The sequence below is a fragment of the Streptomyces sp. NPDC104202 genome (assembly GCF_055584185.1).
Genome location: NZ_JBVJMN010000004.1, coordinates 110,766 through 134,181, shown reverse-complemented (window position 1 = coordinate 134,181; position 23,416 = coordinate 110,766). Strand labels below are relative to the sequence as shown.

The following is a 23,416-nucleotide window of genomic DNA, read 5'->3' as shown; positions in this document are numbered from 1 at the left end:
CGCGGAAGGGGGGCTTCCGCCAAAGACCGTGCGTACACCTCGTCGCCGGAAACGCTAGGAGCGCACTACCACAGCCGCGATCCCAGACGTGCGAATGGGGCACGGAGGTCCCCCGAGTGGCCCACGGGGGCGTGTCGCCTCACCGTGTGAGGTGCGGGAACAGATCGGCGAACGGCGCGGCGGTGGCCGAGATGCCCCGGCCGAACGGCGCGTCGAAGTCCCAGATGAGGAACAGCAGGAACGCGATCAGCACGCTGAACAGCCCGGCCAGCAGCAGCTCCCGGCCGGTCCTGCGGATCTGGAGCGTGAAGATCAGGCCGACCGTCACCAGCGCCCCGATGATCAGGCCGAACCACACCACTCCCGGCATGGTCTCCCCGGCGTTCTGGCCCCGGGCCCCGCGGGCGTCGTCGGCCGCCGCGACCTGGTCCACCAGCGGCTGGTACGCCTGCCCCTCGAAGTCGTTCGCGGGCTGGTAGTCGGTGACGCTGCGCCGGACCCGCTCCAGGAGCGCGGTGCCCTCCTCGCTCAGCTCGCCGTGCTCGGACATGTACGTCCACTCGTCGTGGATCACGTAGGAGACGTAGGCGTCGACGTCGGCGCGGATGCCCGACCGGACGGCCTGCGGGTACACCTCGGCGCGGGCCGAGATCTCGTGCATCGCCTGCGCCTCCTGGCGCACGGTCTCCTGGGCGGCCCCGCGGGCCTCCCAGACGCCGGCGATCGCCAGGCCGAGGACGATCGCGTAGATCACGCCGATCATCATCGTCATGTACTCGATGACGTCGGGGGTCTCGCTCGGGTCGTCGTCCTCGGGGATCCGACGGTTGTTGATGACGACGATGGTGAGGACGACGGCACAGGCGGCCGCCATCGCAAGGGTCAGAACGAGCCATTCGGACATGGGAGTTCTCCGGCGGGATTCAGCGGGACGACGAGACGACGGGACGGCGGATCGAGGGGACGGCGGAGCGGGCCACGGCGAGGTCGGGGGCGCGGGACGGCGGCGCGGGGCGGCGGCGTGTCACTTGGACCGGGGGCGCAGGATCGCCGTCGCCAGCACGGCCGGGGCGGTGATCATCAGGGTCGCCGTGACGACGGACGTGCTCGCCTCCCGCTTGGCCTTCGTGGCGGGGCGGTAATGGGGCAGGGCCACCGGTGTGGGGGCCGGGGGGCGGGGCCGCGCGGTCGGCGGGGGCGGCGGCGCGGGAGCCGGCTCGGGCGGTCTCGTGGTCGGGGGCGGCGGCGGGGCGGCCGCGCGGGGCGCGGGAGGGGCGGCCGGCGGCTTCGGCACGGGCCGCGGCGGGGGAGGGGTGGGCCGGGGCGCCGGCGGGGGCGGCTCCGGCTTCGGGGTGGGCTTCGGGGTCGGCGTGGGGGTGGGGGGCTTGGGAGTGGGCTTCGGCGTCGGTGTGGGCGTCGGCTCGGGGGTGGGCGTGGGCGTGGGCGTCGGGCACGGCGGAGGCGGCTTGGGGGGACAGGGCTTCGGGTGATGGTGGTGGCCGTTCCCGTGGCCCTTCCCGTGGCCCTTGCCGTGGCCGTTCCCGTGGCCCTTGCCGTCGCCGCGGTCCTCGCCTCCCCCGGGGCCGTCGCCCCCGCCGCGGCCCCGGGACGCGTCGTCGTCGCCGTGGCCGCCGGCGGAGGCCACGGCGAGGTGCGCCCCGCCCGCGTCGGTCGAGGCGTAGGCGCAGGCGTCGGCGGCGGCCGGTACGGGTGAGGCGAGGAGCCACAGCAGTCCCAGGGCCGCCACCGGCCGCGCGAGAAGTGATCCGTTGAGAGACACGCCGTCGAGCCTGATCACATCGGGGGCTTCGCGGGGCGGAATCGAGCGGGATTCGCCGGATGGAGGGCATCTCCGGTTGTGTGGACTTGACGTTTCACCGCGCGTCGCCCACGGAATCGGTGCAATGACCGGTAGGGCCGACCGAGGTGATGCGAGAGGACTCCTTCCAGGACCCCGATCGGTACGTGTCCGGATCTCTCCCTGTCGGAACGGGCGGCCGACGGGGCATCCTGCACCGGCGACACCCTCCCGGCACGGACAACGACCCAGGTGGGAGCCGAGTCTGAGGAACCGTCGGCCGCGGAACGGCGTCTTGGACGTCATCGGCGCACGCTCGAATGCACGTGAATGTGCACAGCCTGAAGGCGTGAACTCTGCGTTCCTTGCGCACGTGCCAATGGCGTGTGACCAAGAACGGACCGCTAATTTCCGTTTCTACTCGCTCTCCCGGCGGGCGATCAGTAGCCTCACCTCGAACACCGGCCACGAACACATGGCCGCATCCTCCGTGGCGACTTGTTGGAGACATCGATGGAGCGTCCCGCCTGGGCCCCGCCCGGCATCGACATTTCGGTGCCGAGCGTGTCCCGTATGTATGACTTCTATCTGGGCGGCTCGCACAATTTCGAAGTGGACCGGGAAGCCGCGCGCAAGGCCATGGAGTTCATGCCGGGCCTCCCCAAGATCATGCAGGCGAACCGTGCCTTCATGCGGCGCGCCGTCCGCCACGCCGTTGACAACGACGTCACCCAGTTCCTGGACATCGGCTCCGGCATACCCACCTTCGGCAACGTGCACGAGGTCGCCCGGGCCGCCGACCCCTCCGCCCGCGTCGTCTACGTCGACCACGACCCGGTCGCCGTCGCCCACAGCCGCGCCGTCCTGGAGGGCGACGAGGCCGCCGCGGTCGTCGCCGCCGACCTGCGCAAGCCCGCCGAGATCCTCTTCAGCCCCGAGGCGACCCGGCTCATCGACCTCGACCGGCCCGTCGCCCTCCTCCTCGTCGCCGTCCTGCACTTCCTGGAGGACGACGACCGGCCGCACGAGGCCGTCGCCGAACTCCTCGACGCCCTCGCCCCCGGCAGCCTCGTCGTCGTCACCCACGCCTCCTACGAGGGCATCCCGCTCCTGGAGGAGGAGGCCGGCGGCACCGTCGGCGTCTACCGGAACATCCGCAACCCCCTGGTGATGCGGTCCAGCGACGAGATCGCCCGCTTCTTCGAGGGCACCGAACTGGTCGAGCCCGGCCTCGTCCCGATGCCGCTCTGGCGACCGGAGAGCCCGGTCGAGGAGGAGGATCCTTACGCCTTCTCCGGTTTCGCAGGGGTGGGGCGCAAGGCGTGAAGGTCCCGTCGCAGCCGACCGGCGCGCTCACGGAGGCCGATGGCCCGGAGGACCGGCTCCGGAGGTTCGTCACCATCTGGAGCCGCGCCATCTTCCCGGTCACGGCCACCTCGCTCACCCGCGCCGAGTTCGAGGTCCACCTGCTGCCGTTGGCGCGCACCCTGTACGACGCGCTGCACGCCCGGCCGTTCGACACGGCCCCGGCCCTGCGCACCGGAGCGGCCCTCATCGACGCCCACTGCACCGACCCGGACGCGCTCGGCCGCAGCCTCGGCGTCGTCGACTCGTACCTGGTGCTCTACTGCGGCGCCGGGTCCGACCTGCCCGCCGAGGAGCTCCGCGCCCGGTGCTCCCGCCTCCAGCACGCCATGGCCACCGGCTACGCCCAGGCCCTGCGCGAACGGACCCGCGCCGAACAGGAGGCGATCGCCCGCTCCGCGCTCACCGCCCGCAGCGCCGCCGAGATCGCCCTGCACGCCACCGAGAGCCGCTTCCGCGCCGTCTTCGACGGCGCCGCCATCGGCATCGGCATCGCCGACCTCGACGGCAACATCCTGGAGATCAACGAGACCCTCACCCGCATGTTCGGCGGGATGGAGGGCCAGGTGCGCAGCCGGAACGTCAGCGAATGGGTCCACCCCGAGGACGGGCCCCACGTCTGGAAGCTGTACGAGGAGCTCGTCCGCGGCGAACGTGAGCACTACCGCGTCGAGAAGCCCTACTACCGCGGTGACGGAACGGTTCTGTGGACCAACCTCACCGTCTCGCTCCTCCGGGACGCCGAAGGCCGCCCCCAGTACCAGCTGGCCCTCCTGGAGGACACCACCGAACGGCGCCTGCTCCACCTGCGCCTGCGGTACGAGGCCACCCACGACGCGCTCACCGGGCTGCCCAACCGCACCCTCTTCTTCGAACGCCTGGAGAAGGCGCTCGTGCCCGGCGACAACGCCCGCTTCGGCCTCTGCTACCTCGACCTCGACGGCTTCAAGGTCATCAACGACAGCCTCGGCCACTCCACCGGCGACCGGCTGCTCGTCGAGGTCGCCGACCGGCTGCAGAGCTGCGTCACCGGCGCCGGCGAGATGGTCGCCCGGCTCGGCGGCGACGAGTTCGTGGCCCTCACCACCGCCCCCGGCGGCGAACGCGACGTCACCGAGCTCGCCGACCGCATCCTCGCCGCCCTCGCCACCCCCCTCCGCATCGACGGCCGCGAACTCACCGTCCGCGGCAGCCTCGGCGTCGTCGAGGGCCCCGCCGGCGAACGCACCCCGGCCGAGGTGCTCCGCAGCGCCGACATCACCATGTACCGGGCCAAGTCCGCCGGCGGCAACCGCTTCGAACTCGCCGACCCCGAGGCCGACGCCCGCGCCATCACCCGGCACGGACTCACCACCGCCCTGCCCACCGCCCTCGAACGCGGCGAGTTCTTCATCGAGTACCAGCCCCTCGTCCACCTCGACGACGGCAGCGTCCACGGCGCGGAGGCGCTCGTCCGCTGGTGCCACCCGCAGCACGGCGTGCTCGGGCCCGACCGCTTCATCCCCCTCGCCGAGGACACCGGCCTCATCGTGCCGCTCGGCCGCTGGGTCCTCCAGGAAGCCGTGCGCCAGGCCCGCTTCTGGCAGACCCGCCACGCGGACGGCGGCCCGCTGCGCATCAACGTCAACCTCTCCCCGACCCAGCTCCACCACCCCCGCCTCGTCGCCGACACCGTCGACGTCCTGGAGCGGTCCGGCCTCGAACCCGGCGCGCTCTGCCTGGAAGTCACCGAATCCGCCCTCATCGGCGCCGACGAGGACCTCCTCAAGCCGCTGCGGCAACTCGCCGAGATGGGCGTCGACATCGCCCTCGACGACTTCGGCACCGGCTACTCGAACCTCGCCAACCTGCGCCGTCTCCCCGTCAGCGTCCTCAAGCTCGACCGGTCCTTCACCCGCGGCATGCAGCAGCACCCCGTCGACCCCGTCGACCTCAAGATCGTCGAAGGGATCGTCTCCCTGGCCCACAGCCTCGAACTCGCCGTCACCGTCGAAGGCGTCGAGACCGGCGCGCAGGCCCGCCAGCTCCGTGACCTCGGCTGCGACACGGCCCAGGGCTGGTACTACGCCCGCCCCGGCGCGCCCGACCGCATCCACTCCCTCCTCCTCGCCGACGCGATCTGACCCCTGGGGCCCCTGGGCCGCGCCGCGCCCGCCGCCCCGGGGTCCTGCCGCGCGCCCCCTGCGCCCGGAGCGGGGCCAGGTGCGGTCGCGGGCACGGCGCGGTCCCCGGGCTCAGCGGGTGCGGAGGAGGAGGTTCTGGAGTTCGCGGGCGGCGCGGGGCGGGGCGACGTCGCTGCGGTGGGCGAGGGCGATGGTGCGGCGGAGTCCGGGCCGGGCGAGGGCGGTGACGCGGAGGTCGCGGCCGGCCCGGGCGGCGACCATGGTGGGGACGACGGCGAGGCCGAGCCCGGCGCGGACGAAGCCGAGGACGGCGTCGAGCTCGCCGCCCTCGACGGTGAAGGTGGGTTCGAAGCCTTCGGCGCGGCAGGCGGCGACGGTGAGCTCCCGGAGGTCGTAGCCGTGGCGGAACATGACGAGCGGCTGGTCGCGGAGGTCCGTGATGCGGACGGGCCGGCGGGGGGCGGGCGCGGAGGCGGAGGAGACGACGACGAGGTCCTCGCGGAGCAGCTCGACGGTGGTGAGGGCGGGGGAGGGGGTGGGGAGGGGGAGGACGACGAGCGCGAGGTCCAGCGCGCCGCGGGCGAGCTCGCGGACGAGGTCGTGGGAGCCGCCCTCCTCGATGAGGAGCTGGATCCCCGGGTGGAGGTCGTGGAAGGTGCGCAGGACGTCGGGGAGGAGTCCGGTGCAGAGGCTGGGGGTCGCCCCGAGCCGTACCCGGCCCCGCTTGAGCTGGGCGAGTTCCTGTACTTCGAGGCGCGCGGTCTCGGTGTCGGCGAGGATGCGGCGGGCGAGCGGCAGCAGGGCCTCGCCGGCGTCGGTGAGGGCGATGTTCCCGCGGGCGCGGCTGAAGAGCTCCGCGCCCAGTTCCTGTTCCAGGGCCTTGATCTGCTGGGAGAGGGAGGGCTGGGAGACGTGGACGCGTTCGGCGGCGCGGGTGAAGTGGCGGGTCTCGGCGACGGCGACGAAGTAGAGGAGCTGCTGGAACTGCATGAGGCCAGCGTAGGCGATATGGATAGGCGTGTCCTATCGAGATGAGCCGGACCATGTCTTGGACCTCTCGGGGCCTTCGGCCCTAGCGTCGTGTGCATGGCTCTGGCACCCACGAGGGACCGCACGGCGGGCCGCCCGCCGTCCCCCACACCGTCCCGCGGATTCTGGTCGTCGACCCTCGGCAAGAAGACGGTCATGGCCGTCAGCGGGCTGATCATGCTCGGCTATCTCGTCGCCCACGTCGCGGGCAATCTGAAGGTCTTCTTCGGTCCCGAGGAGTTCAACGGCTACGCCCACTGGCTGCGGGTGGTGGGCGCGCCCGTCCTGCACCACGAGTGGGCCCTCTGGATCGTGCGGCTGGTGCTGGTCGCCGCGGTCGTGGCCCACGCGGTCTCGGCGTACCAGCTCAGCCGGCGGGACGTGAAGGCCCGCCCCACGGCGTACGTCCACCGGCGCAGGCGCGCCTCGTACGCCACGCGGACCATGCGCTGGGGCGGGATCGTCCTCGCCCTGTTCATCGTCTGGCACGTGCTGGACCTGACCACCGGCACCGTCCACCCGGGCGGTTTCGAGGAGGGCAGGCCGTACCAGAACGTGATCGACACCTTCTCCACCTGGTACGGCAACGTCATCTACCTCGTCGCCATGCTCGCGGTGGGCCTGCACGTACGCCACGGCTTCTGGAGCGCCGCGCAGACCCTGGGGGTCGGCAGCGCCCGCCGTGAGCGTCTTCTCAGGGTGACCGCGAACGTCCTCGCGCTCGTGCTGACCGCGGGCTTCGTCTCCGTCCCCGTCGCCGTCATGACCGGAGTGGTGAGCTGACCATGAACCATGTCGACTACGCCGTCGGCGCCCCGCTCGCCGACACCAAGGCGCCCGCGGGTCCCGTGGCCGAGCGCTGGGACACCCGCCGCTTCGAGGCGAAGCTGGTGAACCCGGCCAATCGCCGCAAGCACCGGATCATCGTCGTCGGCACCGGCCTCGCCGGTGGTTCGGCCGGGGCGACCCTGGCCGAACAGGGCTACCACGTCGTCCAGTTCTGCTTCCAGGACTCCCCACGACGGGCCCATTCGATCGCCGCCCAGGGCGGCATCAACGCGGCCAAGAACTACCGCAACGACGGCGACTCGATCCACCGCCTCTTCTACGACACCGTCAAGGGCGGCGACTTCCGGGCCCGCGAGTCCAACGTCCACCGGCTCGCGCAGATCTCGGTGGAGATCATCGACCAGTGCGTGGCGCAGGGTGTGCCGTTCGCGCGCGAGTACGGCGGCCTGCTCGACACCCGCTCCTTCGGCGGCGTCCAGGTCTCCCGTACCTTCTACGCGCGCGGCCAGACCGGACAGCAGCTCCTGCTGGGCGCCTACCAGGCGCTGTCCCGGCAGATCGCCGCCGGGAACGTGGAGATGCACGCCCGTACGGAGATGCTCGACCTGGTCGTGGTCGAGGGGCGGGCGCGGGGGATCGTCGCACGCGACCTCGTCACGGGGGAGATCTCGACCCACTACGCGGACGCGGTGGTGCTCGCCAGCGGCGGCTACGGCAACGTCTTCTACCTGTCGACGAACGCGATGAACTCCAACGCCACCGCCGTCTGGCGGGCCCACCGGCGCGGCGCGTACTTCGCCAACCCCTGCTTCACGCAGATCCATCCCACCTGCATCCCGCGCACCGGCGACCACCAGTCGAAGCTGACCCTGATGAGCGAGTCGCTGCGCAACGACGGCCGCATCTGGGTGCCGAAGGCGAAGGGCGACACCCGCCCCGCCGCGCAGATCCCCGAGGACGAGCGCGACTACTACCTGGAGCGCATCTACCCCTCCTTCGGCAACCTGGTGCCGCGGGACATCGCCTCGCGGGCCGCCAAGAACGTCTGCGACGAGGGGCGCGGCGTCGGTCCCGGGGGCCAGGGCGTCTACCTGGACTTCGCCGACGCGATCCGCCGGATGGGTCGCGGGGCGGTGGAGGAGAGGTACGGCAACCTCTTCGACATGTACGAGCGGATCACCGCCGAGAACCCGTACGAGGTGCCGATGCGGATCTACCCCGCCGTGCACTACACGATGGGCGGGCTCTGGGTCGACTACGACCTGCAGACGACCGTCCCCGGTCTCTTCGCCGTGGGGGAGGCCAACTTCTCCGACCACGGGGCGAACCGGCTCGGCGCCTCGGCCCTCATGCAGGGCCTGGCCGACGGATACTTCGTCCTGCCGGCCACCATCAACGACTACCTCGCGCGCCATCCGCACGCCGAGGCCGTCACCGACGGGCATCCGGCGGTCCGGGAGGTGCTCGCGGAGACCGAGGACCGGCTGAACCTCCTGCTCGCCGTCGACGGCGACCGCACCCCCGACTCCTTCCACCGCGAGCTCGGCGAACTCATGTGGGAGCACTGCGGAATGGCCCGCACCGAGGAAGGGCTGCGGACCGCCCTGGCGCGGATCCCCGAGATCCGCGAGGAGTTCTGGAGGCGGGTCAAGGTGCCGGGGACGGGCGAGGAGTTCAACCAGTCCCTGGAGAAGGCCAACCGGATCGTCGACTACCTGGAGCTCGCCGAGCTGATGTGCCTCGACGCACTCCACCGCGCCGAGTCCTGCGGCGGCCACTTCCGCGAGGAGTCCCAGACCCCGGACGGGGAGGCCGCCCGCCACGACGAGGAGTTCGCGTACGTGGCCGCCTGGGAGTTCGGCGGGGCCGGCGGGGCCCCCGTCCTCCACAAGGAGGAGCTCGCCTTCGAGTACGTCCACCCCACCCAGCGGAGCTACGCATGAGGCTCAACCTGCGCGTCTGGCGCCAGAAGAACGCCGGCGCCGACGGCGCCATGGCCACCTACGCGGTGGACGGCATCTCGCCCGACATGTCCTTCCTGGAGATGCTCGACACCCTCAACGAGGACCTCACCCTGCGCGGCGAGGACCCCGTCGCCTTCGACCACGACTGCCGCGAGGGCATCTGCGGGGCGTGCAGCCTCGTCATCAACGGCGACGCCCACGGCCCGGAGCGCACGACCACCTGTCAGCTCCACATGCGCTCCTTCCGGGACGGCGACACGATCGACGTGGAGCCGTGGCGCGCCTCCGCGTTCCCGGTCGTCAAGGACCTGGTCGTCGACCGGTCCGCCTTCGACCGGGTCATCCAGGCGGGCGGCTACATCTCGGCCCCGACCGGCTCCGCCCCGGAGGCCCACGCCACGCCGGTGCCCAAGGCCGACGCCGACTCGGCCTTCGAGCACGCCGAGTGCATCGGCTGCGGCGCCTGTGTGGCGGCCTGCCCCAACGGCTCCGCGATGCTGTTCACCTCGGCCAAGATCAACCACCTGAAAGTCCTGCCGCAGGGCTCGCCCGAACGCGAGACCCGGGTACTGGACATGGTGGCGCAGATGGACGCCGAGGGCTTCGGCGGATGCACCCTGACCGGGGAGTGCGCGACGGCCTGCCCGAAGGGCATCCCGCTTCCGTCGATCGCGGCGATGAACCGGGAGTGGCTGCGGGCGCAGCGGAAGGGTCCGCGCGGCTGAGGCCGGATCCGGACAGTCTGCGGGCGTGGGCTCCGCCACACCTCGCACCCCTGAGTGAAAGATCGTTCACAAAACGATCACCTTCTCCGTAAGATCTTCGCTCAGGGGTGCTTCTGTCGCGCGTGACAGCAAGATCAACTCAGTTCAAACCTGGACTTTTCCCCGCATATTGTCCACTTCACGGCCAACCGTCCTGCGGTGATTTCCGCCGCGCCGACACCCCCGGGTACTGATGGTCATGCCGGGGGCACATGACCAAACCCCCGGTCGCACAGACCAATTGGGGGTTTCATGTCCGACATCACCCGCCGCCGGGTCCTCGGCGTCGCGGCCGGCGCGGCAGGCGCCGCCGCCGGCGTCGCCCTGGCCGGCTCCGCCTTGGCCGCCGGTCCCCGGGACGCCGCTCCCGCGGCCGCCCCGGCGGCTCCCGGCTCCTTCGACGAGGTCTACCAGGGCCGCCGCATCAAGGGCGGGCCCTCGCACGGGGGCGGTCACCACGGGGGACACCACGGAGGCGGCTACGCCGTGACGATCGACGGCGAGGAGCTGCACGTCATGCAGAACGCCGACGGCACCTGGATCAGCGTGATCAACCACTACGAGCCGGTCGCCACGCCCAAGGCGGTGGCCCGCGCGGCCGTCCGCGAGCTCCAGGGCGCACCGCTCGTACCCCTCACCCTCGGCTGACCGATCCAGGAAGCGGCACCACCATGACCATACGCAAGAACCAGGCCACCCTCACCGCCGACGAGAAGCGGCGCTTCGTCAACGCCCTCCTGGAGCTGAAGCGCTCCGGGCGGTACGACACCTTCGTCACCACGCACAACGCCTTCATCATGAGCGACACCGACAACGGCGACCGCGTCGGCCACCGGTCGCCGTCGTTCCTGCCCTGGCACCGGCGCTTCCTCCTGGAGTTCGAGCAGGCGCTCCAGTCGGTCGACGCGACCGTCACCCTTCCCTACTGGGACTGGACCGCCGACCGCACCTCGCGCTCCTCGATCTGGGCGCCCGACTTCCTCGGCGGCACCGGACGGGCCCGCGACGGCCAGGTGACCGACGGCGCGTTCGCCCGCAGCGGCAACCGCTGGACCGTCACCGTCCGCGTCGACGGGCGCGACTACCTGCGGCGCGACCTCGGCGCCGGCGGCCGCCAGCTCCCGACCCGGGCGGAGGTGGACTCCGTCCTCGCCATGGAGACGTACGACACGGCCCCCTGGAACAGCTCCTCGGACGGCTTCCGCAACCATCTGGAGGGGTGGCGCGGAGTGAACCTCCACAACCGCGTCCACGTCTGGGTCGGCGGCCAGATGGCCACCGGGGTCTCGCCCAACGACCCGGTGTTCTGGCTGCACCACGCCTTCATCGACAAGCTGTGGGCCGACTGGCAGGCCCGTCACCCCCGCTCGACGTACCTGCCGGCCGCCGGCACCGCGAACGTCGTCGACCTCCGGGACACCATGCGCCCGTGGAACGACGTGACGCCGGCGGACATGCTGGACCACACCCGTCACTACACGTTCGACACCGCGGCCTGACGGCCCCGGGGTCCGGCGGCTCAGGCCCCGGACCCCAGGGCCCGGGCCAGATACGGCGCGGTGCGGCCGTCCGCCGCCCGCGCCACCTCGGCCGGCGGACCGGCGGCCACCACCCGGCCGCCCTCGTCGCCGCCGCCCGGACCGAGGTCGACGACCCAGTCGGCGGTGGCCACCACGTCCATGTCGTGCTCGACGACGACCACCGTGTGCCCGGCGTCCACGAGGCCGTGGAGCTGGCGCATGAGGACCTCGACGTCCGCCGGGTGCAGACCGGTCGTCGGCTCGTCGAGGACGTAGAGGGTGGGGGAGCGGTGGGGCCGCTGGAGCTCGGAGGCGAGCTTGATCCGCTGGGCCTCGCCGCCGGAGAGCTCGGTGGCCGGCTGACCGAGCCCGAGGTATCCGAGGCCGACGTCCATCAGCGTCCGCAGGCTGCGCGCGGCGGCCGGGACGTCCGCGAGGAAGTCGGCCGCCGACTCCACGGTGAGGCCGAGGACCTCGGCGATGGTCAGGCCCCGCAGACGGACCTGGAGGGTCTCCGGGTCGTAGCGGGCGCCGTGGCAGTCCGGGCAGGGCGCGTACGTGCTCGGCAGGAACAGCAGCTCCACCGAGACGAAGCCCTCGCCCTGGCAGGTCTCGCAGCGCCCGCCGGGCACGTTGAAGGAGAAGCGCCCCGCCTTGTAGCCGCGGGCCGTCGCCTCCTCCGTCTCGGCGAAGAGCCGCCGCACCACGTCGAAGAGCCCGGTGTACGTGGCGAGGTTGGAGCGCGGTGTCCGGCCGATCGGCCGCTGGTCCACCGTCACGAGGCGGCCCACGCCGGAGAGCTCCGCCGTCAGCGCCCCCACGAGGGTGGACTTGCCCGAACCCGAGACGCCCGTGACGGCGGTGAGGACGCCGACCGGGAAGGCCGCGTCCACCCCGTCCAGGTTGTGGCGGGTGACCGGCCCCGTCCGCAGCCATCCGGCGGGCGACCGCACCGTCCGGACCGGAGCCGGTTCCCGGTCGAAGAGGAAGCGCCGGGTCGCGGAGTCCTCGACCTCCGCGAGGCCGCCCGGCGGGCCGCTGTGCAGCACCCGCCCGCCGTGCACCCCGGCACGCGGGCCGACGTCCACGAGCCAGTCGGCATGCCGCACCACGTCGAGGTGGTGCTCGACGACGAAGACGGAGTTCCCGGCGGCCTTGAGCCGGTCGAGCACCACCAGCAGGGCCTCGGTGTCGGCGGGGTGCAGGCCGGCGGACGGCTCGTCGAGCACGTACACCACGCCGAACAGTCCGGAGCGGAGCTGGGTCGCGAGCCGCAGCCGCTGGAGCTCCCCGCTGGAGAGGGTGGGGGTGGCGCGGTCCAGGCTCAGGTAGCCGAGGCCGAGTTCGGTGACCGTGGCGATCCGTGCCACGAGGTCCTCGGTGAGCACCCGGGACGTCTCCGTGCCGCCGGCCGCGGCCGCGGACAGCAGCCGGGACAGCTCGGTCAGCGGCAGCGAGGCCAGCTCGGCGATGCTCCGGCCGCCGAACGTGACCGCCAGCGCCTCCGGCCGCAGCCGGCCACCGCCGCACACCGGGCAGGGGGCACTGGTGAGGAAGCGTTCCGCCTTGGCGCGCAGCGAGGCGCTCTTGGAGTCGGAGAAGGTCCGCATGACGTAGCGCCGGGCGCTCATGTACGTCCCCTGGTAGGGGCGTTGGATGCGGTCGGCGTCGCGCACCGGGTGCACGGTGACCACCGGCTGCTCGTCGGTGAAGAGGATCCACGTCCGGTCCTCGGCGTCCAGCTCGCGCCACGGCCGGTCCACGTCGTGGCCGAGCGCGTCCAGGACGTCCCGCAGGTTCTTGCCCTGCCAGGCGCCCGGCCATGCCGCGATCGCGCCCTGACGGATCGACAGCCCGGGGTCCGGCACCAGGAGTTCCTCGCTGGTCTCGTGCACCCGCCCCAGACCCTGGCACGAAGGACACGCGCCCGCCGCCGTGTTGGGCGAGAAGGCGTCGGAGTCGAGCCGCTCCGCACCGTCCGGATAGCGGCCTGCCCGGGAGAACAGCATCCGCAGCGAGTTCGACAGGGTGGTCACCGTGCCGACGGAGGAGCGGGCGTTCGGCGAGGAGCGCCGCTGCTCCAGGGAGACCGCCGGCGGCAGTCCGGTGATCTCGCCGACCGCGGGCGCCCCCACCTGGTGGATCAGGCGCCGCGCGTACGGCGCCACCGACTCGAAGTACCGCCGCTGCGCCTCGGCGTAGATCGTGCCGAAGGCCAGGGACGACTTGCCCGAACCGGAGACCCCGGTGAACGCCACCAGCGCGTCGCGCGGGATGTCGACGTCCACCCCGGCGAGGTTGTGCTCACGGGCGCCGCGGACGCGGACGTACGGATCGTGCGGACTGTCGTGCATGGGTCGATTTTAGCCGCCGATCGGCGTTTGACCTGGTCGGGGCGGTGGTTCGGGCCAGGGGACGGCCGTCCGCCCCCGCGGCGCCAGGCCGACGGCGCGCGCCAGCCGGCGGTAGGACTCGGTCAGTGCCGCGCGGTCGTGGGTGCTGGTGGTCACCAGCACCTCCTGGGCCCCCGTCTCCCGCACGGCCTCCCGGAGCGCCGCGGCGACCTGTTCCTCCGTGCCGTGCAGATGGCCGGTCAGCCCCGCCTCGTAGAACCCGCGCTGCTTCTCCGTCATCGCCAGCGCCTCGATCCGCTCCGGCGCGTCGAGCGGTGGGAAGTCGCCCCGCGTGCGCGCGTGGGCGAGCGCCCACGCCTCGGGGACGAGGAGCCGCCGCGCCTCGGCCTCGGTGGCGGCCACCGCGACCGTCCCGGCGACGACGACGTACGGCTCGGCGGCCCAGGACGAGGGCCGGAAGGCGGCGCGGTAGGCGTCGACGGCCGTCAGCACCCGGTCGCGGGAGCGCAGGTCGCCGATGACCAGCGGCAGCCCCGCGTGCGCCGCGATCCCCGCGCCCTCCCCGGTGGCGAGGACGAACGGCGGCACCCGCAGCCCCTCGGCGGGCCTCGCGTGCACCTGGGGGTGGGCGGCCGGACCGCCGGTGAACCAGCCCAGGAGTTCGTCGAGCTGCTCGGCGAACCGGTCGGCCTCGTCCTTGTCCCGCCCCAGGGCCCTGCGGACCCCGTCCGTGAAGCCCACCGAGCGCCCGACCCCCATGTCGATCCGGCCGGGGAAGAGGGACTCCAGGACGCCGAACTGCTCGGCGACGACCAGCGGCCGGTGGTTGGGGAGCATCACCCCGCCGGTGCCCACCCGGACGGCGGAGGTGGCGCCCGCCACGGCGGCGGCCAGCACCGTCGGAGCCGAACCGGCCACGCCGGGGACCCCGTGGTGTTCCGAGACCCAGAAACGGTGGTAGCCGAGCGCCTCCGCCTCCTGGGCGAGGCGCACGGTGTCCCGCAGCGCCCGGGGCGCGTCCTCGCCCACCCGGGTGCGTGACCGGTCGAGGACGGAGAAGCGGATGTCGCCGGGGAAGGTGCTCACACCGGGTTCAACGCCGGGGAGCGGGAGGGATTCCCGGAGGGGGGCCGCCGGAATGTCCCGAGCGGCCCCGCCGGGCGGCTCCTAGGCTGGGGACCGTGATCTCGGACCACCGGCCGCTGGCCGTCTTCGACCTGGACAACACGCTCGCCGCGACCGCGCACCGCCAGCACTTCCTGGAGCGCAGGCCCAAGGACTGGGAGGGGTTCTTCGCGGCGGCGCCCGACGACCCGCCGCTGGACGAGGGGATCGCGCTCTGCCTCGAGGCGGCCGGCGAGTGCGAGGTCGTGTACCTCACCGGGCGGCCCGAGCGCTGCCGCGGGGCGACCGCGGAGTGGCTGGCCGCGCAGGGGCTCCCGGAGGGGCCGGTCCACATGCGTCGCAACCGCGACTTCCGGCCCGCCCGGGTCACCAAGGTGGAGGTCCTGCGCCGGCTGGCCGCCGACCGTACGGTCAGGATGCTGGTCGACGACGACGCGGCCGTCTGCGACGCGGCCGAGGCCGCCGGCTTCCGGGTCGTGCGCGCCCTCTGGGCCGAGCCCTCCGACGCGCTGAGGGAGGCCCAGGAGAAGGAGGGCCGCACCTGACCGGCGGCCCCGGCGCCCCGCCGGCGGTCGGCGCGCGCGGGCGCCCGGTTCCCGCCGGCGGCCCCCACGCGGCCCGGTGTCCCCGGCACGTGACCCGCGGCCCGGGGGCCGGATGACTGCCGGCCCGGGCCCGGCGGGTCAGTTCTCGTCCTCCAGGCGGAAACCGACCTTCAGGCCGACCTGGTAGTGCTCGACGGAGCCGTCGACGATGTGCCCGCGTACCTGGGTGACCTCGAACCAGTCGAGGCCGCGCAGCTTCTGGGAGGCGCGCTTGATGCCGTTGCGGATGGCCTCGTCGACGCCCTCGGTGGAGGTGCCGACGATCTCGGTGACGCGGTAGGTGTGATTCGACATGGGGGCCGAACTCCTCTCGGTACGTTCCCTCCACGGTGCCCCAGCGCGTGGCGGCGCGCGACACGACGGGGGCCGGGCGGTCTCCCGGGAGCTACCGGCGGTAAGGGGGCAGACCGTCCGTCCGCGGGGCGGAACGGGATCGTCAAGGACTTGACCATCCGGTTGGTCCAGACCAGAATCCAGGCCACATACCCGCGCGAACACCCCGTTCGGTCCCCCCATGTCGGGTCAGCCCCCCATGCCGCACGCCCCTGTGCTGAACCGCAGAAGGTGACCCACGTGAAGAACCGCCCTCTCGCCTGCCCCCTGGCAGCCGCCACCGCGCTCGCCCTCGCCGGGTGCGGGATGCTGCCGGGCGGAGGCGGCCAGACGAAGACCGTCAACATCTGGCTGATGCGGGACAGCGTCAGCGAGGACTTCCTCAAGCGCTTCACGGAGACCTACGAGGACGAGCACGACAACGTCGAACTCAAGGTCACCATCCAGGACTGGACCGGCATCGGGAAGAAGGTCACCGAGGCCATCAAGGGCTCCGGCGGCCCCGACGTCATCGAGGTCGGCAACACCCAGGTCGCCCAGTACGCCGACACCGAGAAGCTCTTCGACCTCACCCTGGAGTCCGTCCGCGACCTCGGCAGCGAGGACTGGCTCCCCGGCCTCGCCCAGCCCGGCAGCATCGGCGGATCCCAGTACGGCATCCCCTGGTACGCCGCCAACCGCATCGTCATCTACAACAAGGACCTCTTCCAGGACGCCGGCATCGACAAGCCGCCGGCCACCCGCGCCGAATGGCTCGCCGACACCGAGAAGCTCAACACCGACGGCAACCAGGGCATCTACCTCGCCGGTCAGGACTGGTACACCCTCGCCGGATTCATCTGGGACGAGGGCGGCGAGCTCGCCGTCGACAAGGGCGGCGAGTGGAGCGGAGCCCTCGCCTCCCCGGCCGCCCGGCGCGGCATGGCCTACTACAAGCAGCTCCAGGCCCTCGGCGCCGGCCCCAAGAACGCCGACGAACAGAACCCGCCGCAAGCCGACGTGTTCGCCAGGGGCGACGTGGCCCAGCTCATCGCCACCCCCAGCGCCGTCGCCGCCATCCTCAAGGCCAACCCGGCGCTGAAGGACAAGCTCGGCTACTTCCCGATACCCGGCGCCAAGGCCGGCCAGCCCTGCGCCGTCTTCACCGGCGGCTCCGACCTCATCATCCCGGAGAACGCGCCCGAGCGGACCGCGGCCATCGACGTCGTCAAGGCCCTCGCCGGCGAGAAGTGGCAGACCGAACTCGCCCGCGCCATGGGATACGTCCCCAACAAGAAGAGCCTCGCCGGCGTCGTCTCCGGCCAGGCCGCCACCGCCGTCATGGCCGAGGCCGCCGCCCGCGGCCGCGCCACCCCCAACTCCCCGCAGTGGGCCAGCGTCGAGGGCGACAACCCCATCAAGCCGTACATGACGGCCGTCCTGACCGGCGAGGACCCCCTGAAGGCGGCCGAGCAGGCATCGGCGGCCATCACGGACACCCTCGCCGAATAGCATTCAGCGGGTCCACACCCACGAGTCCCCGGACGGTCAACTCGAATCCAGCCGGTCACGGAAGAAGTAGGGAGCCGGGCCACCGCGCGAGCGGCCCCGGCCCGCCCCTTCCCCTTCCGTCCGCCGGAGGAGCCCGTCATGACCGCACCGACGCCCACGCTCGCCGTCCCCGCACAGCCCCGGGTCCGCGCGGAGCAGCAGCCCGCCCCCCGGTACGTCGTCGGTCTCGCCCGCGACCAGGAGGAGGTGCGGGCCGCCCAGCGCCTGCGCCACCTGGTCTTCGTCGGCGAACTGGGCGCCCGGATCGAGGGACCCGAGCCCGGCCTCGACTCCGACGCCTTCGACGCGTACTGCGACCACCTCCTGGTCCGCGAGGAGACCACCGGCGAGGTCGTCGGCACCTACCGCATCCTGCCGCCCGACCGTGCCGCCGTCGCCGGCCGCCTCTACTCCGAGTCCGAGTTCGACCTCGCCCGGCTCGCGCCCGTCCGGCACGACCTCGTGGAGGTCGGCCGCTCCTGCGTCCACCCCGCCCACCGCAACGGCGCCGTCATCGCCCTCATCTGGGCCGGGCTCGCCCGCTACATGACCGCCACCGGCCACAACTGGCTGGCCGGCTGCTGCTCCCTCCCCCTCGCCGACGGCGGCACCCTCGCCGCCGCCACCTGGGACACCGTCAAGGCCAAGCACCTCGCCCCCGAGGAGTACTGGGTCACCCCGCACAAGCTCTGGAGCCCCGAGGGAATCACCCGTCCCGAGGGCCGCACCGAACTGCCCCCGCTCCTGCGCGGCTACCTCAGGCTGGGCGCCTGGGTCTGCGGCGCCCCCGCCCACGACCCCGACTTCGGCGTGGCCGACCTCTACGTGCTGCTCTCGCTGCGCCGCACGAACCCCCGCTACCTCGCCCACTTCCTGTCGCTCGTCCCGGCGCGGTGAACGGGTCCACGGCACCCTCGCCGTGGCTCCCCACGGCACCCTGCACCCCGGGCCGGTGCGCCGCCCACCCGCACGCCGGCGGCCGTGACCGGGCGGCCCGGACCGCACGCGCCGTGCTCCGGCTGACCGCCGGGACCGGCACCGTCCTCGTCGGCGTGCTGCTCGCCCCGGTCGCCGCGCTGCTCCCCGCCGCCGTCCGGACCGCCCTCGTGCGCCGCTGGGTGCGGACCGTGGTCCGCGCCTTCGGGGTGCGCGTCCGCTACGCGGGCACGCCCCCGGGCCCGGCCGCCGGACCGCTCCTGGTCGTCGCCAACCACGTCTCCTGGCTGGACATCCCCCTCGTGGCGGCCGTCCTGCCCGGCCGGATGGTCGCCAAGGCGGAGGTGCGCAGCTGGCCGGTCCTCGGCGTGCTCGCCGCGCTCGGCGGCACGCTCTTCCTCGACCGGGACGGACTGCGCGCCCTGCCCGGAGCCGTACGCGAGATGACCGGCGTCCTCGCGGCCGGCGGCCGGGTCGTCGTCTTCCCCGAGGGTTCGACCTGGTGCGGCCGGGCCGGCGGCCGGTTCCGCCCGGCGGCCTTCCAGGCCGCGCTCGACGGAGGGGCGGACGTCCAGCCCGTACGGATCGACTACCGGCCCACCGCGGCCGCCGCCTACGTCGGCGACGATCCCCTCGGCACCTCCCTGTGGCGGGTCGTCACCACCCGCCGCCTCACCGCCGAGGTCCGGCTCCCGGAGCGGATACCCGCCGCCCGGCACCCGGACCGCAGATCGCTCGCCGCCGCCGCTCAGCGGGCCGTCGCGAGCGACAGCGCGAACCGTCCGGCGCCGTCCGTCCACCAGTGGTCCAGGTCGAGGCCCGCCTCCGCCAGCTCCGCCCGGACACCCGCCTGACGGAACTTGGCGGACACCTCCGTCCGCATCTCCTCGCCCGCCGCGAACGGCACCACGAGGTCCAGCTCCGGGATCTTCACGGTGAGCGCGCGGCGGGCGCGCAGGCGCATCTCGATCCACTCGTGCGCGTCGTCCCACACCGCCACGTGGTCGAAGGCGCCGGGGTCGGCGTCCGCGCCCAGCTCCCGGTCGATGACGGACAGCACGTTCTTGTTGAACGCCGCCGTCACCCCGGCCGCGTCGTCGTAGGCGGCGACGAGGGTCGCCTCGTCCTTCACCAGGTCGGTGCCGAGCAGCAGCGCGTCCCCGGGGGAGAGCATCGCCCGTACCGACCGCAGGAACGTCCGGCGCTCGGCCGGGAGCAGGTTCCCGATCGTGCCGCCGAGGAAGGCCACCAGACGGGGCCCCGGCGTCCCCGGGAGCCCGAGCCCCCGGGTGAAGTCGGCGACCAGCGCGTGCACCCGCAGTTCCGGGCGGTCGGCGAGCAGGGCCTCGGCCGCCCCGGTCAGCGCGGACTCGCTGACGTCCACGGGCACGTAGCTGTCGAGCCCCGGCAGCAGCGCGTCGATGAGGAAGCGGGTCTTCTCCGAGGATCCGGAGCCCAGCTCCACCAGGGTCCTGGCCCCCGTGGCCGCGGCGATCTCCGGCGCCCGTTCCGCCAGGATCTCCCGCTCCGCCCGGGTCGGGTAGTACTCGGGCAGCCGGGTGATCTCCTCGAACAGCTCGCTGCCCCGGGCGTCGTAGAACCACTTCGGCGGCAGTTCCTTGGGGATGCGCGTCAGCCCCTGCAGGACGTCGGCGCGCAGGTCGGCGCCGGCGGCGTCGGGGGCGAGGGTGCGGGTCAGCTGGTACGGGCTCACGCGGAGGGCTCCTTGAGCGGGGTGAGGGTGACGTCTGCGCGGGTGGCGGTCACGAGCGTGTGCCCGGGCACCTCCCGCCAGCGGGGATCGTCGTCGTACGGTTCCGAGGCCACCACCACCCGGTCGGGACCCCTCAGGTACCAGAGGCCGTTCTCCCAGGCGGTCGCGGCGATGGTGACGCCGTCGGTCAGCAGCAGGTTCAGCCGCGAGCCGGGCGCGGCCGCCGCGGTCTCGCGCACGGTGTCGGCGAGCGCCCGGCCTGGCGCGTCCCCGGCCCGCAGCCGGTGCTGCACCAGCGCCCACAGCAGGGCCGAGTCGCTCCGGGCCTCCAGCGACAGCAGCTCCTCGGCCGACAGCGCGGCGGCCGCCGGAGCCAGGGAGCCCGGCCAGCCGGTGACCGCGCCGTTGTGGCTGAACAGCCAGGGGCCCGCGGTGAACGGCGCCGCGGCCGCCTCCCCGTCGGCGCCGGGCAGGGTGGCGCCCCGGACCGCGGCGAGCAGCGCGCCGGAGCGCACCACCCGGGCGAGGTCGGCGAACGACAGGTCGCCCCAGATGGGCGCCGCCCGCCGGTACCGCGCGGGCAGCGGATCGCCCTCGGCGTACCAGCCCACGCCGAAGCCGTCGGCGTTCACCACCCCGCTGGACTGCGTACGGGGCTCCCAGGACTGCCGCAGCAGGGCGTGCTCCGGCCGGACGAGCAGCTCGCCGAGGGCCACCGGCTCGCCCAGGAAGGCGATGTGACGGCACATCAGTCGAGCTCCGCGCTGCGCGCCGTGCGGAAGCCGGAGAAGATCTGGCGCCGGACCGGCAGGTCCCAGTTGCGGAACGTGCCCCGGCAGGCGACCGGGTCCACCGCGAACGACCCGCCCCGAAGCACCTTGTGCTCCGGGCCGAAGAACACCTCCGAGTACTCCTTGTACGGAAAGGCCGAGAACCCCGGGTACGGGAGGAAGTCGCTCGCCGTCCACTCCCACACGTCGCCGATCAGCTGCCGTATGCCGAGCGGCGAGGCGCCCGCGGGGTAGCTGCCCGCAGGTGCCGGCCGCAGGTGCCGCTGGGCGAGGTTGGCGTGCTCCGGACCCGGCTCGTCGTCACCCCAGGGGTAGCGCCGCGAACGCCCGGACACCGGGTCGTACCGGGCGGCCTTCTCCCACTCGGCCTCCGTCGGCAGCCGCCGGCCCGCCCACCGCGCGTAGGCGTCCGCCTCGTACCAGCTGACGTGCAGCACCGGCTCGTCCTCGGGCACCGGTTCCGTCACGCCGAACCGGCGGCGTGTCCACCCGGCGCCCTCCCGGCGCCAGAACAGCGGCGCCCCGATGGAGTGCTCCCGGATCTGCGCCCACCCCTCCGGATGCCACCAGCGGCGGTCGGTGTAGCCCCCGTCGGCCATGAACGCCAGGTAGGCGCCGTTGGTGACGGGCGTGGTGTCGACATAGAACGGCGGCACCAGGCGGGGGTGGGCCGGCCGCTCGTTGTCGAGCGCCCACGGCTCGTCCGAGGTGCCCATCGTGAACGGCCCGCCCGGCACCAGCACTTCCGCGGGCAGCGGACCGGACCGGTGGACCGGTGGCGGGGGAGCGGTCAGCGCCGCCGGGCCCGTGCGGAGCTGATGGGTGATCAACATGGTCTCGTCGTGCTGCTGTTCGTGCTGCGCGATCATCCCGAAGGCGAAGCCGGCGTCGAGCAGAGGCCGCCCCTCCATCGGCGCGCTCGCCAGCACGTCGAGGACCCGCGTCCGCACGTCCGCCGCGTAGGCGCGGGCCTCCCCGGGCGGCAGCAGCGGGAGGGACGGACGGCTCGCCCGCGGATGCTCGAACGCGTCGTACAGCGAGTCGATCTCCGGCCGCAGCGCGTCCCGTCCGGCCACCGCCCGCCACAGCCACTGCTCCTCCTGGTTGCCGATGTGCGCCAGGTCCCAGACCAGCGGCGACATCAGAGGGGAGTGCTGGGCGGTCAGCTCGCCGTCCTCCACACAGGAGGTGAGCAGCGCCGTCCGCGCACGGGCGACGGTGAGCGCCTCCAGGGCGCGGGTGCGCAGCGCCTCCGGACCGGGGGTGGCGACGGCACCGGCACCGTTCCCGGCTCCAGGACCGCCGTCCGTCGTCCGTCCGGTGCCCCGGGCGCTCCCGGTCCCCGTCCCGAAGTCCGTCTCCGGCCCGGTCGCACCGCGGGTTCCCTCGGTCATGACGTCACCGCCTGGAGCTCGTCGGCCGGGCAGCTCCCGGGGATCACGTACCGTTCGCGGAAGGCGCCGACCGCGCGCCGGACCTCCTCGCTTGCCCCGAGGCGGGGGAGCGCGTCGAGCGCGGCGTCGAACACCGTCCGGGCGGCGGCGTGCAGTCCGGGATCGGTGAGGCCGTCACGGGCCGCCGCCAGCCACAGCGGATTGCGCGGGGCGGGGCCCGTGCCCTCCCGCTCGCCGAGGGGTTCCAGCGCCCGGTACACGGTCTCCGCCGCCTCCAGGTCCTCGAACACGGCCGTCGTCACGGCCACCGGCACCATCCAGCCGTCGGGGCCCGACTGCGCGTCGACCATCCGCAGCTCCAGATGACCGCGGGGCCGGACCGGCGGGAAGAGCGTCGTCATGTGGTAGCGCAGGTCGTCGGCGTCGGCCCGGCGCGGAAGGCCCGTGTGCAGCCACTCCCGGAAGGACAGGCCCTCCGGCACGGCCCACGGGCCCTCGTCGGCCCGCACGCACAGCACCGGGGTGTCGAGCACGTGGGCCGCCCATTCGGCACGCGGCTCCCCGTCCGGCGACGGGGCCAGCGCCCGCAGGGGGTCGAGGTCCGTCCAGAACGCCTGCCGCGTCGAGCGCCAGCCGGTCCGCCGGCCGCCGTGCACCGCGGAGTTGGCGAACGCCGCCACCAGCACCGCGCCCAGCAGATGGGCCATCCGCCAGCGCCTGCGGTAGCCGAGCGGCCCCGCCTCCTCCACCCCGGCGTCGAGACAGATCTGCACCGAAGCCGAGTCGCACATCATCGCCCGGCCGGCCGGCCCGGTGCGGCCGAGCGCGGTCTCCATGGCGTCGTACCGCGGCTCGTGGAGGACCCGCTCGCGGGGCGCGTGCCACGGGTCCACCCCGTAGCCGCTGAGCGTGAGGCCGAGGGGGCCGAGCGCGCCCCGCACCGCCCGCAGGTCCGCGGCGAGGGAGTCGAGGCACTCCATGAGGGAGCCGGCCGGGCGCGAGCTGAGCTCCAGCTGCCCGCCGGGTTCGAAGGTGAGGGCCGACACCAGGGGCAGCGACCGCACGGTGTCGACCGCCGCCGCGAGCCTCGGCGGCCGTACGGGTGTCCTCGGGTCGCGCAGGTCGTGCACCAGCCACTCCAGCTCCGCCCCCACCGTGCGGGGCGGGCCGGTCTTGAAGCAGATACATCGCAGCAGGTCCTCGGCCTCGCCCTCGGTGAGGGGCGGCCCGCCGCGCGGTATGCCGCTCGACGCCATCCGTGCACCTCCTGGTCGTGGGGCAG

Annotated in this window: 21 protein-coding genes; 11 read left to right on the top strand and 10 right to left on the bottom strand. The window is 73.4% G+C overall.

Features of this window, described 5'->3' with window-relative positions; translation table 11 throughout:
- Positions 1–139: 139 nt before the first annotated feature.
- Complete coding sequence (locus ACZ60W_RS04475) at positions 140–904, bottom strand: bestrophin-like domain (RefSeq protein ID WP_469753861.1); 765 nt, start codon at positions 902–904, stop codon at positions 140–142.
- A 120-nt stretch (positions 905–1,024) separates the two neighbouring features.
- Positions 1,025–1,780 carry a hypothetical protein gene (locus ACZ60W_RS04470; RefSeq protein ID WP_469753860.1) on the bottom strand — a complete coding sequence of 252 codons (756 nt, stop codon included), beginning with the start codon at positions 1,778–1,780 and terminating at the stop codon, positions 1,025–1,027.
- Between the two features lie 531 nt (positions 1,781–2,311).
- Between ACZ60W_RS04470 and ACZ60W_RS04465 the strand changes: the two genes are divergently transcribed.
- Positions 2,312–3,124, top strand: a complete 813-nt coding sequence (locus ACZ60W_RS04465) for an SAM-dependent methyltransferase (RefSeq protein WP_469753859.1) — start codon at positions 2,312–2,314, stop codon at positions 3,122–3,124.
- The gene (locus tag ACZ60W_RS04460; protein WP_469753858.1) at positions 3,121–5,286 is read left to right on the top strand and encodes a putative bifunctional diguanylate cyclase/phosphodiesterase; all 2,166 of its coding nucleotides are present in this window, start codon (positions 3,121–3,123) and stop codon (positions 5,284–5,286) included. Before ACZ60W_RS04465 ends, ACZ60W_RS04460 begins: the two co-directional genes overlap by 4 nt.
- Positions 5,287–5,397: 111 nt before the next feature.
- On the opposite strand, the gene ACZ60W_RS04455 is transcribed toward ACZ60W_RS04460, so the two are convergent.
- A complete protein-coding gene (locus ACZ60W_RS04455; RefSeq protein ID WP_366306382.1) occupies positions 5,398–6,276 on the bottom strand; it encodes a LysR family transcriptional regulator in 879 nt (292 codons plus the stop codon).
- A gap of 96 nt (positions 6,277–6,372) precedes the next feature.
- On the opposite strand from ACZ60W_RS04455, the gene ACZ60W_RS04450 reads away from it, so the two are divergent.
- The 5 genes from ACZ60W_RS04450 to melC2 all read left to right on the top strand — a co-directional run bounded on the left by ACZ60W_RS04450 (position 6,373) and on the right by melC2 (position 11,331).
- Complete coding sequence (locus ACZ60W_RS04450) at positions 6,373–7,098, top strand: succinate dehydrogenase (RefSeq protein ID WP_469753857.1); 726 nt, start codon at positions 6,373–6,375, stop codon at positions 7,096–7,098.
- Between the two features lie 2 nt (positions 7,099–7,100).
- A complete protein-coding gene (locus tag ACZ60W_RS04445; protein WP_469753856.1) occupies positions 7,101–9,047 on the top strand; it encodes a fumarate reductase/succinate dehydrogenase flavoprotein subunit in 1,947 nt (648 codons plus the stop codon).
- The gene (locus ACZ60W_RS04440) at positions 9,044–9,793 is read left to right on the top strand and encodes a succinate dehydrogenase/fumarate reductase iron-sulfur subunit (RefSeq protein ID WP_469753855.1); all 750 of its coding nucleotides are present in this window, start codon (positions 9,044–9,046) and stop codon (positions 9,791–9,793) included. The genes ACZ60W_RS04445 and ACZ60W_RS04440 overlap by 4 nt, the downstream gene beginning before the upstream one ends.
- Before the next feature lie 291 nt (positions 9,794–10,084).
- Entirely contained in the window at positions 10,085–10,480 is a 396-nt protein-coding gene (gene melC1 / locus ACZ60W_RS04435; protein ID WP_469753854.1) for an apotyrosinase chaperone MelC1, read from the top strand.
- Between the two features lie 23 nt (positions 10,481–10,503).
- Positions 10,504–11,331, top strand: a complete 828-nt coding sequence (gene melC2, locus ACZ60W_RS04430) for a tyrosinase MelC2 (RefSeq protein WP_469753853.1) — start codon at positions 10,504–10,506, stop codon at positions 11,329–11,331.
- Between the two features lie 20 nt (positions 11,332–11,351).
- Here the strand turns inward: melC2 and ACZ60W_RS04425 are convergent, their stop codons facing one another.
- Positions 11,352–13,706 (bottom strand): ATP-binding cassette domain-containing protein, encoded by a 2,355-nt coding sequence (locus ACZ60W_RS04425; RefSeq protein ID WP_469753852.1) that lies wholly within the window; start codon positions 13,704–13,706, stop codon positions 11,352–11,354.
- A gap of 9 nt (positions 13,707–13,715) precedes the next feature.
- Entirely contained in the window at positions 13,716–14,792 is a 1,077-nt protein-coding gene (locus ACZ60W_RS04420) for an MsnO8 family LLM class oxidoreductase (RefSeq protein WP_469753851.1), read from the bottom strand.
- 95 nt (positions 14,793–14,887) lie between these two features.
- Between ACZ60W_RS04420 and ACZ60W_RS04415 the strand changes: the two genes are divergently transcribed.
- Positions 14,888–15,376 carry a phosphatase domain-containing protein gene (locus ACZ60W_RS04415; RefSeq protein WP_469753850.1) on the top strand — a complete coding sequence of 163 codons (489 nt, stop codon included), beginning with the start codon at positions 14,888–14,890 and terminating at the stop codon, positions 15,374–15,376.
- Between the two features lie 138 nt (positions 15,377–15,514).
- Here ACZ60W_RS04415 and ACZ60W_RS04410 read toward each other — a convergent pair whose 3' ends face one another.
- On the bottom strand, positions 15,515–15,730 hold the full coding sequence (locus ACZ60W_RS04410) for a dodecin (protein ID WP_469753849.1): 216 nt from the start codon (positions 15,728–15,730) through the stop codon (positions 15,515–15,517).
- Positions 15,731–16,009: 279 nt separating this feature from the next.
- Here ACZ60W_RS04410 and ACZ60W_RS04405 point away from each other — a divergent pair, with 279 nt between their 5' ends.
- The 3 genes from ACZ60W_RS04405 to ACZ60W_RS04395 all read left to right on the top strand — a co-directional run bounded on the left by ACZ60W_RS04405 (position 16,010) and on the right by ACZ60W_RS04395 (position 19,089).
- On the top strand, positions 16,010–17,260 hold the full coding sequence (locus ACZ60W_RS04405) for an extracellular solute-binding protein (RefSeq protein ID WP_469753848.1): 1,251 nt from the start codon (positions 16,010–16,012) through the stop codon (positions 17,258–17,260).
- Between the two features lie 138 nt (positions 17,261–17,398).
- Positions 17,399–18,196 (top strand): GNAT family N-acetyltransferase, encoded by a 798-nt coding sequence (locus tag ACZ60W_RS04400; RefSeq protein ID WP_469753847.1) that lies wholly within the window; start codon positions 17,399–17,401, stop codon positions 18,194–18,196.
- Entirely contained in the window at positions 18,193–19,089 is an 897-nt protein-coding gene (locus ACZ60W_RS04395; protein WP_469753846.1) for a lysophospholipid acyltransferase family protein, read from the top strand. The genes ACZ60W_RS04400 and ACZ60W_RS04395 overlap by 4 nt, the downstream gene beginning before the upstream one ends.
- On the opposite strand, the gene egtD is transcribed toward ACZ60W_RS04395, so the two are convergent.
- Genes egtD through egtA form a run of 4 tightly spaced genes read right to left on the bottom strand, consistent with a single transcriptional unit; the run spans position 18,984 to position 23,390 of the window.
- On the bottom strand, positions 18,984–19,949 hold the full coding sequence (gene egtD / locus ACZ60W_RS04390; protein ID WP_469753845.1) for an L-histidine N(alpha)-methyltransferase: 966 nt from the start codon (positions 19,947–19,949) through the stop codon (positions 18,984–18,986). The two genes, ACZ60W_RS04395 and egtD, sit on opposite strands and share 106 nt — an antisense overlap.
- A complete protein-coding gene (gene egtC / locus ACZ60W_RS04385) occupies positions 19,946–20,698 on the bottom strand; it encodes an ergothioneine biosynthesis protein EgtC (protein ID WP_469753844.1) in 753 nt (250 codons plus the stop codon). The genes egtD and egtC overlap by 4 nt, the downstream gene beginning before the upstream one ends.
- A complete protein-coding gene (gene egtB, locus ACZ60W_RS04380; protein WP_469753843.1) occupies positions 20,698–22,134 on the bottom strand; it encodes an ergothioneine biosynthesis protein EgtB in 1,437 nt (478 codons plus the stop codon). The genes egtC and egtB overlap by 1 nt, the downstream gene beginning before the upstream one ends.
- Positions 22,131–23,390, bottom strand: coding sequence for an ergothioneine biosynthesis glutamate--cysteine ligase EgtA (gene egtA / locus ACZ60W_RS04375; RefSeq protein WP_469753842.1), 1,260 nt, complete (start codon positions 23,388–23,390; stop codon positions 22,131–22,133). The genes egtB and egtA overlap by 4 nt, the downstream gene beginning before the upstream one ends.
- Between the last annotated feature and the right edge of the window lie 26 nt (positions 23,391–23,416).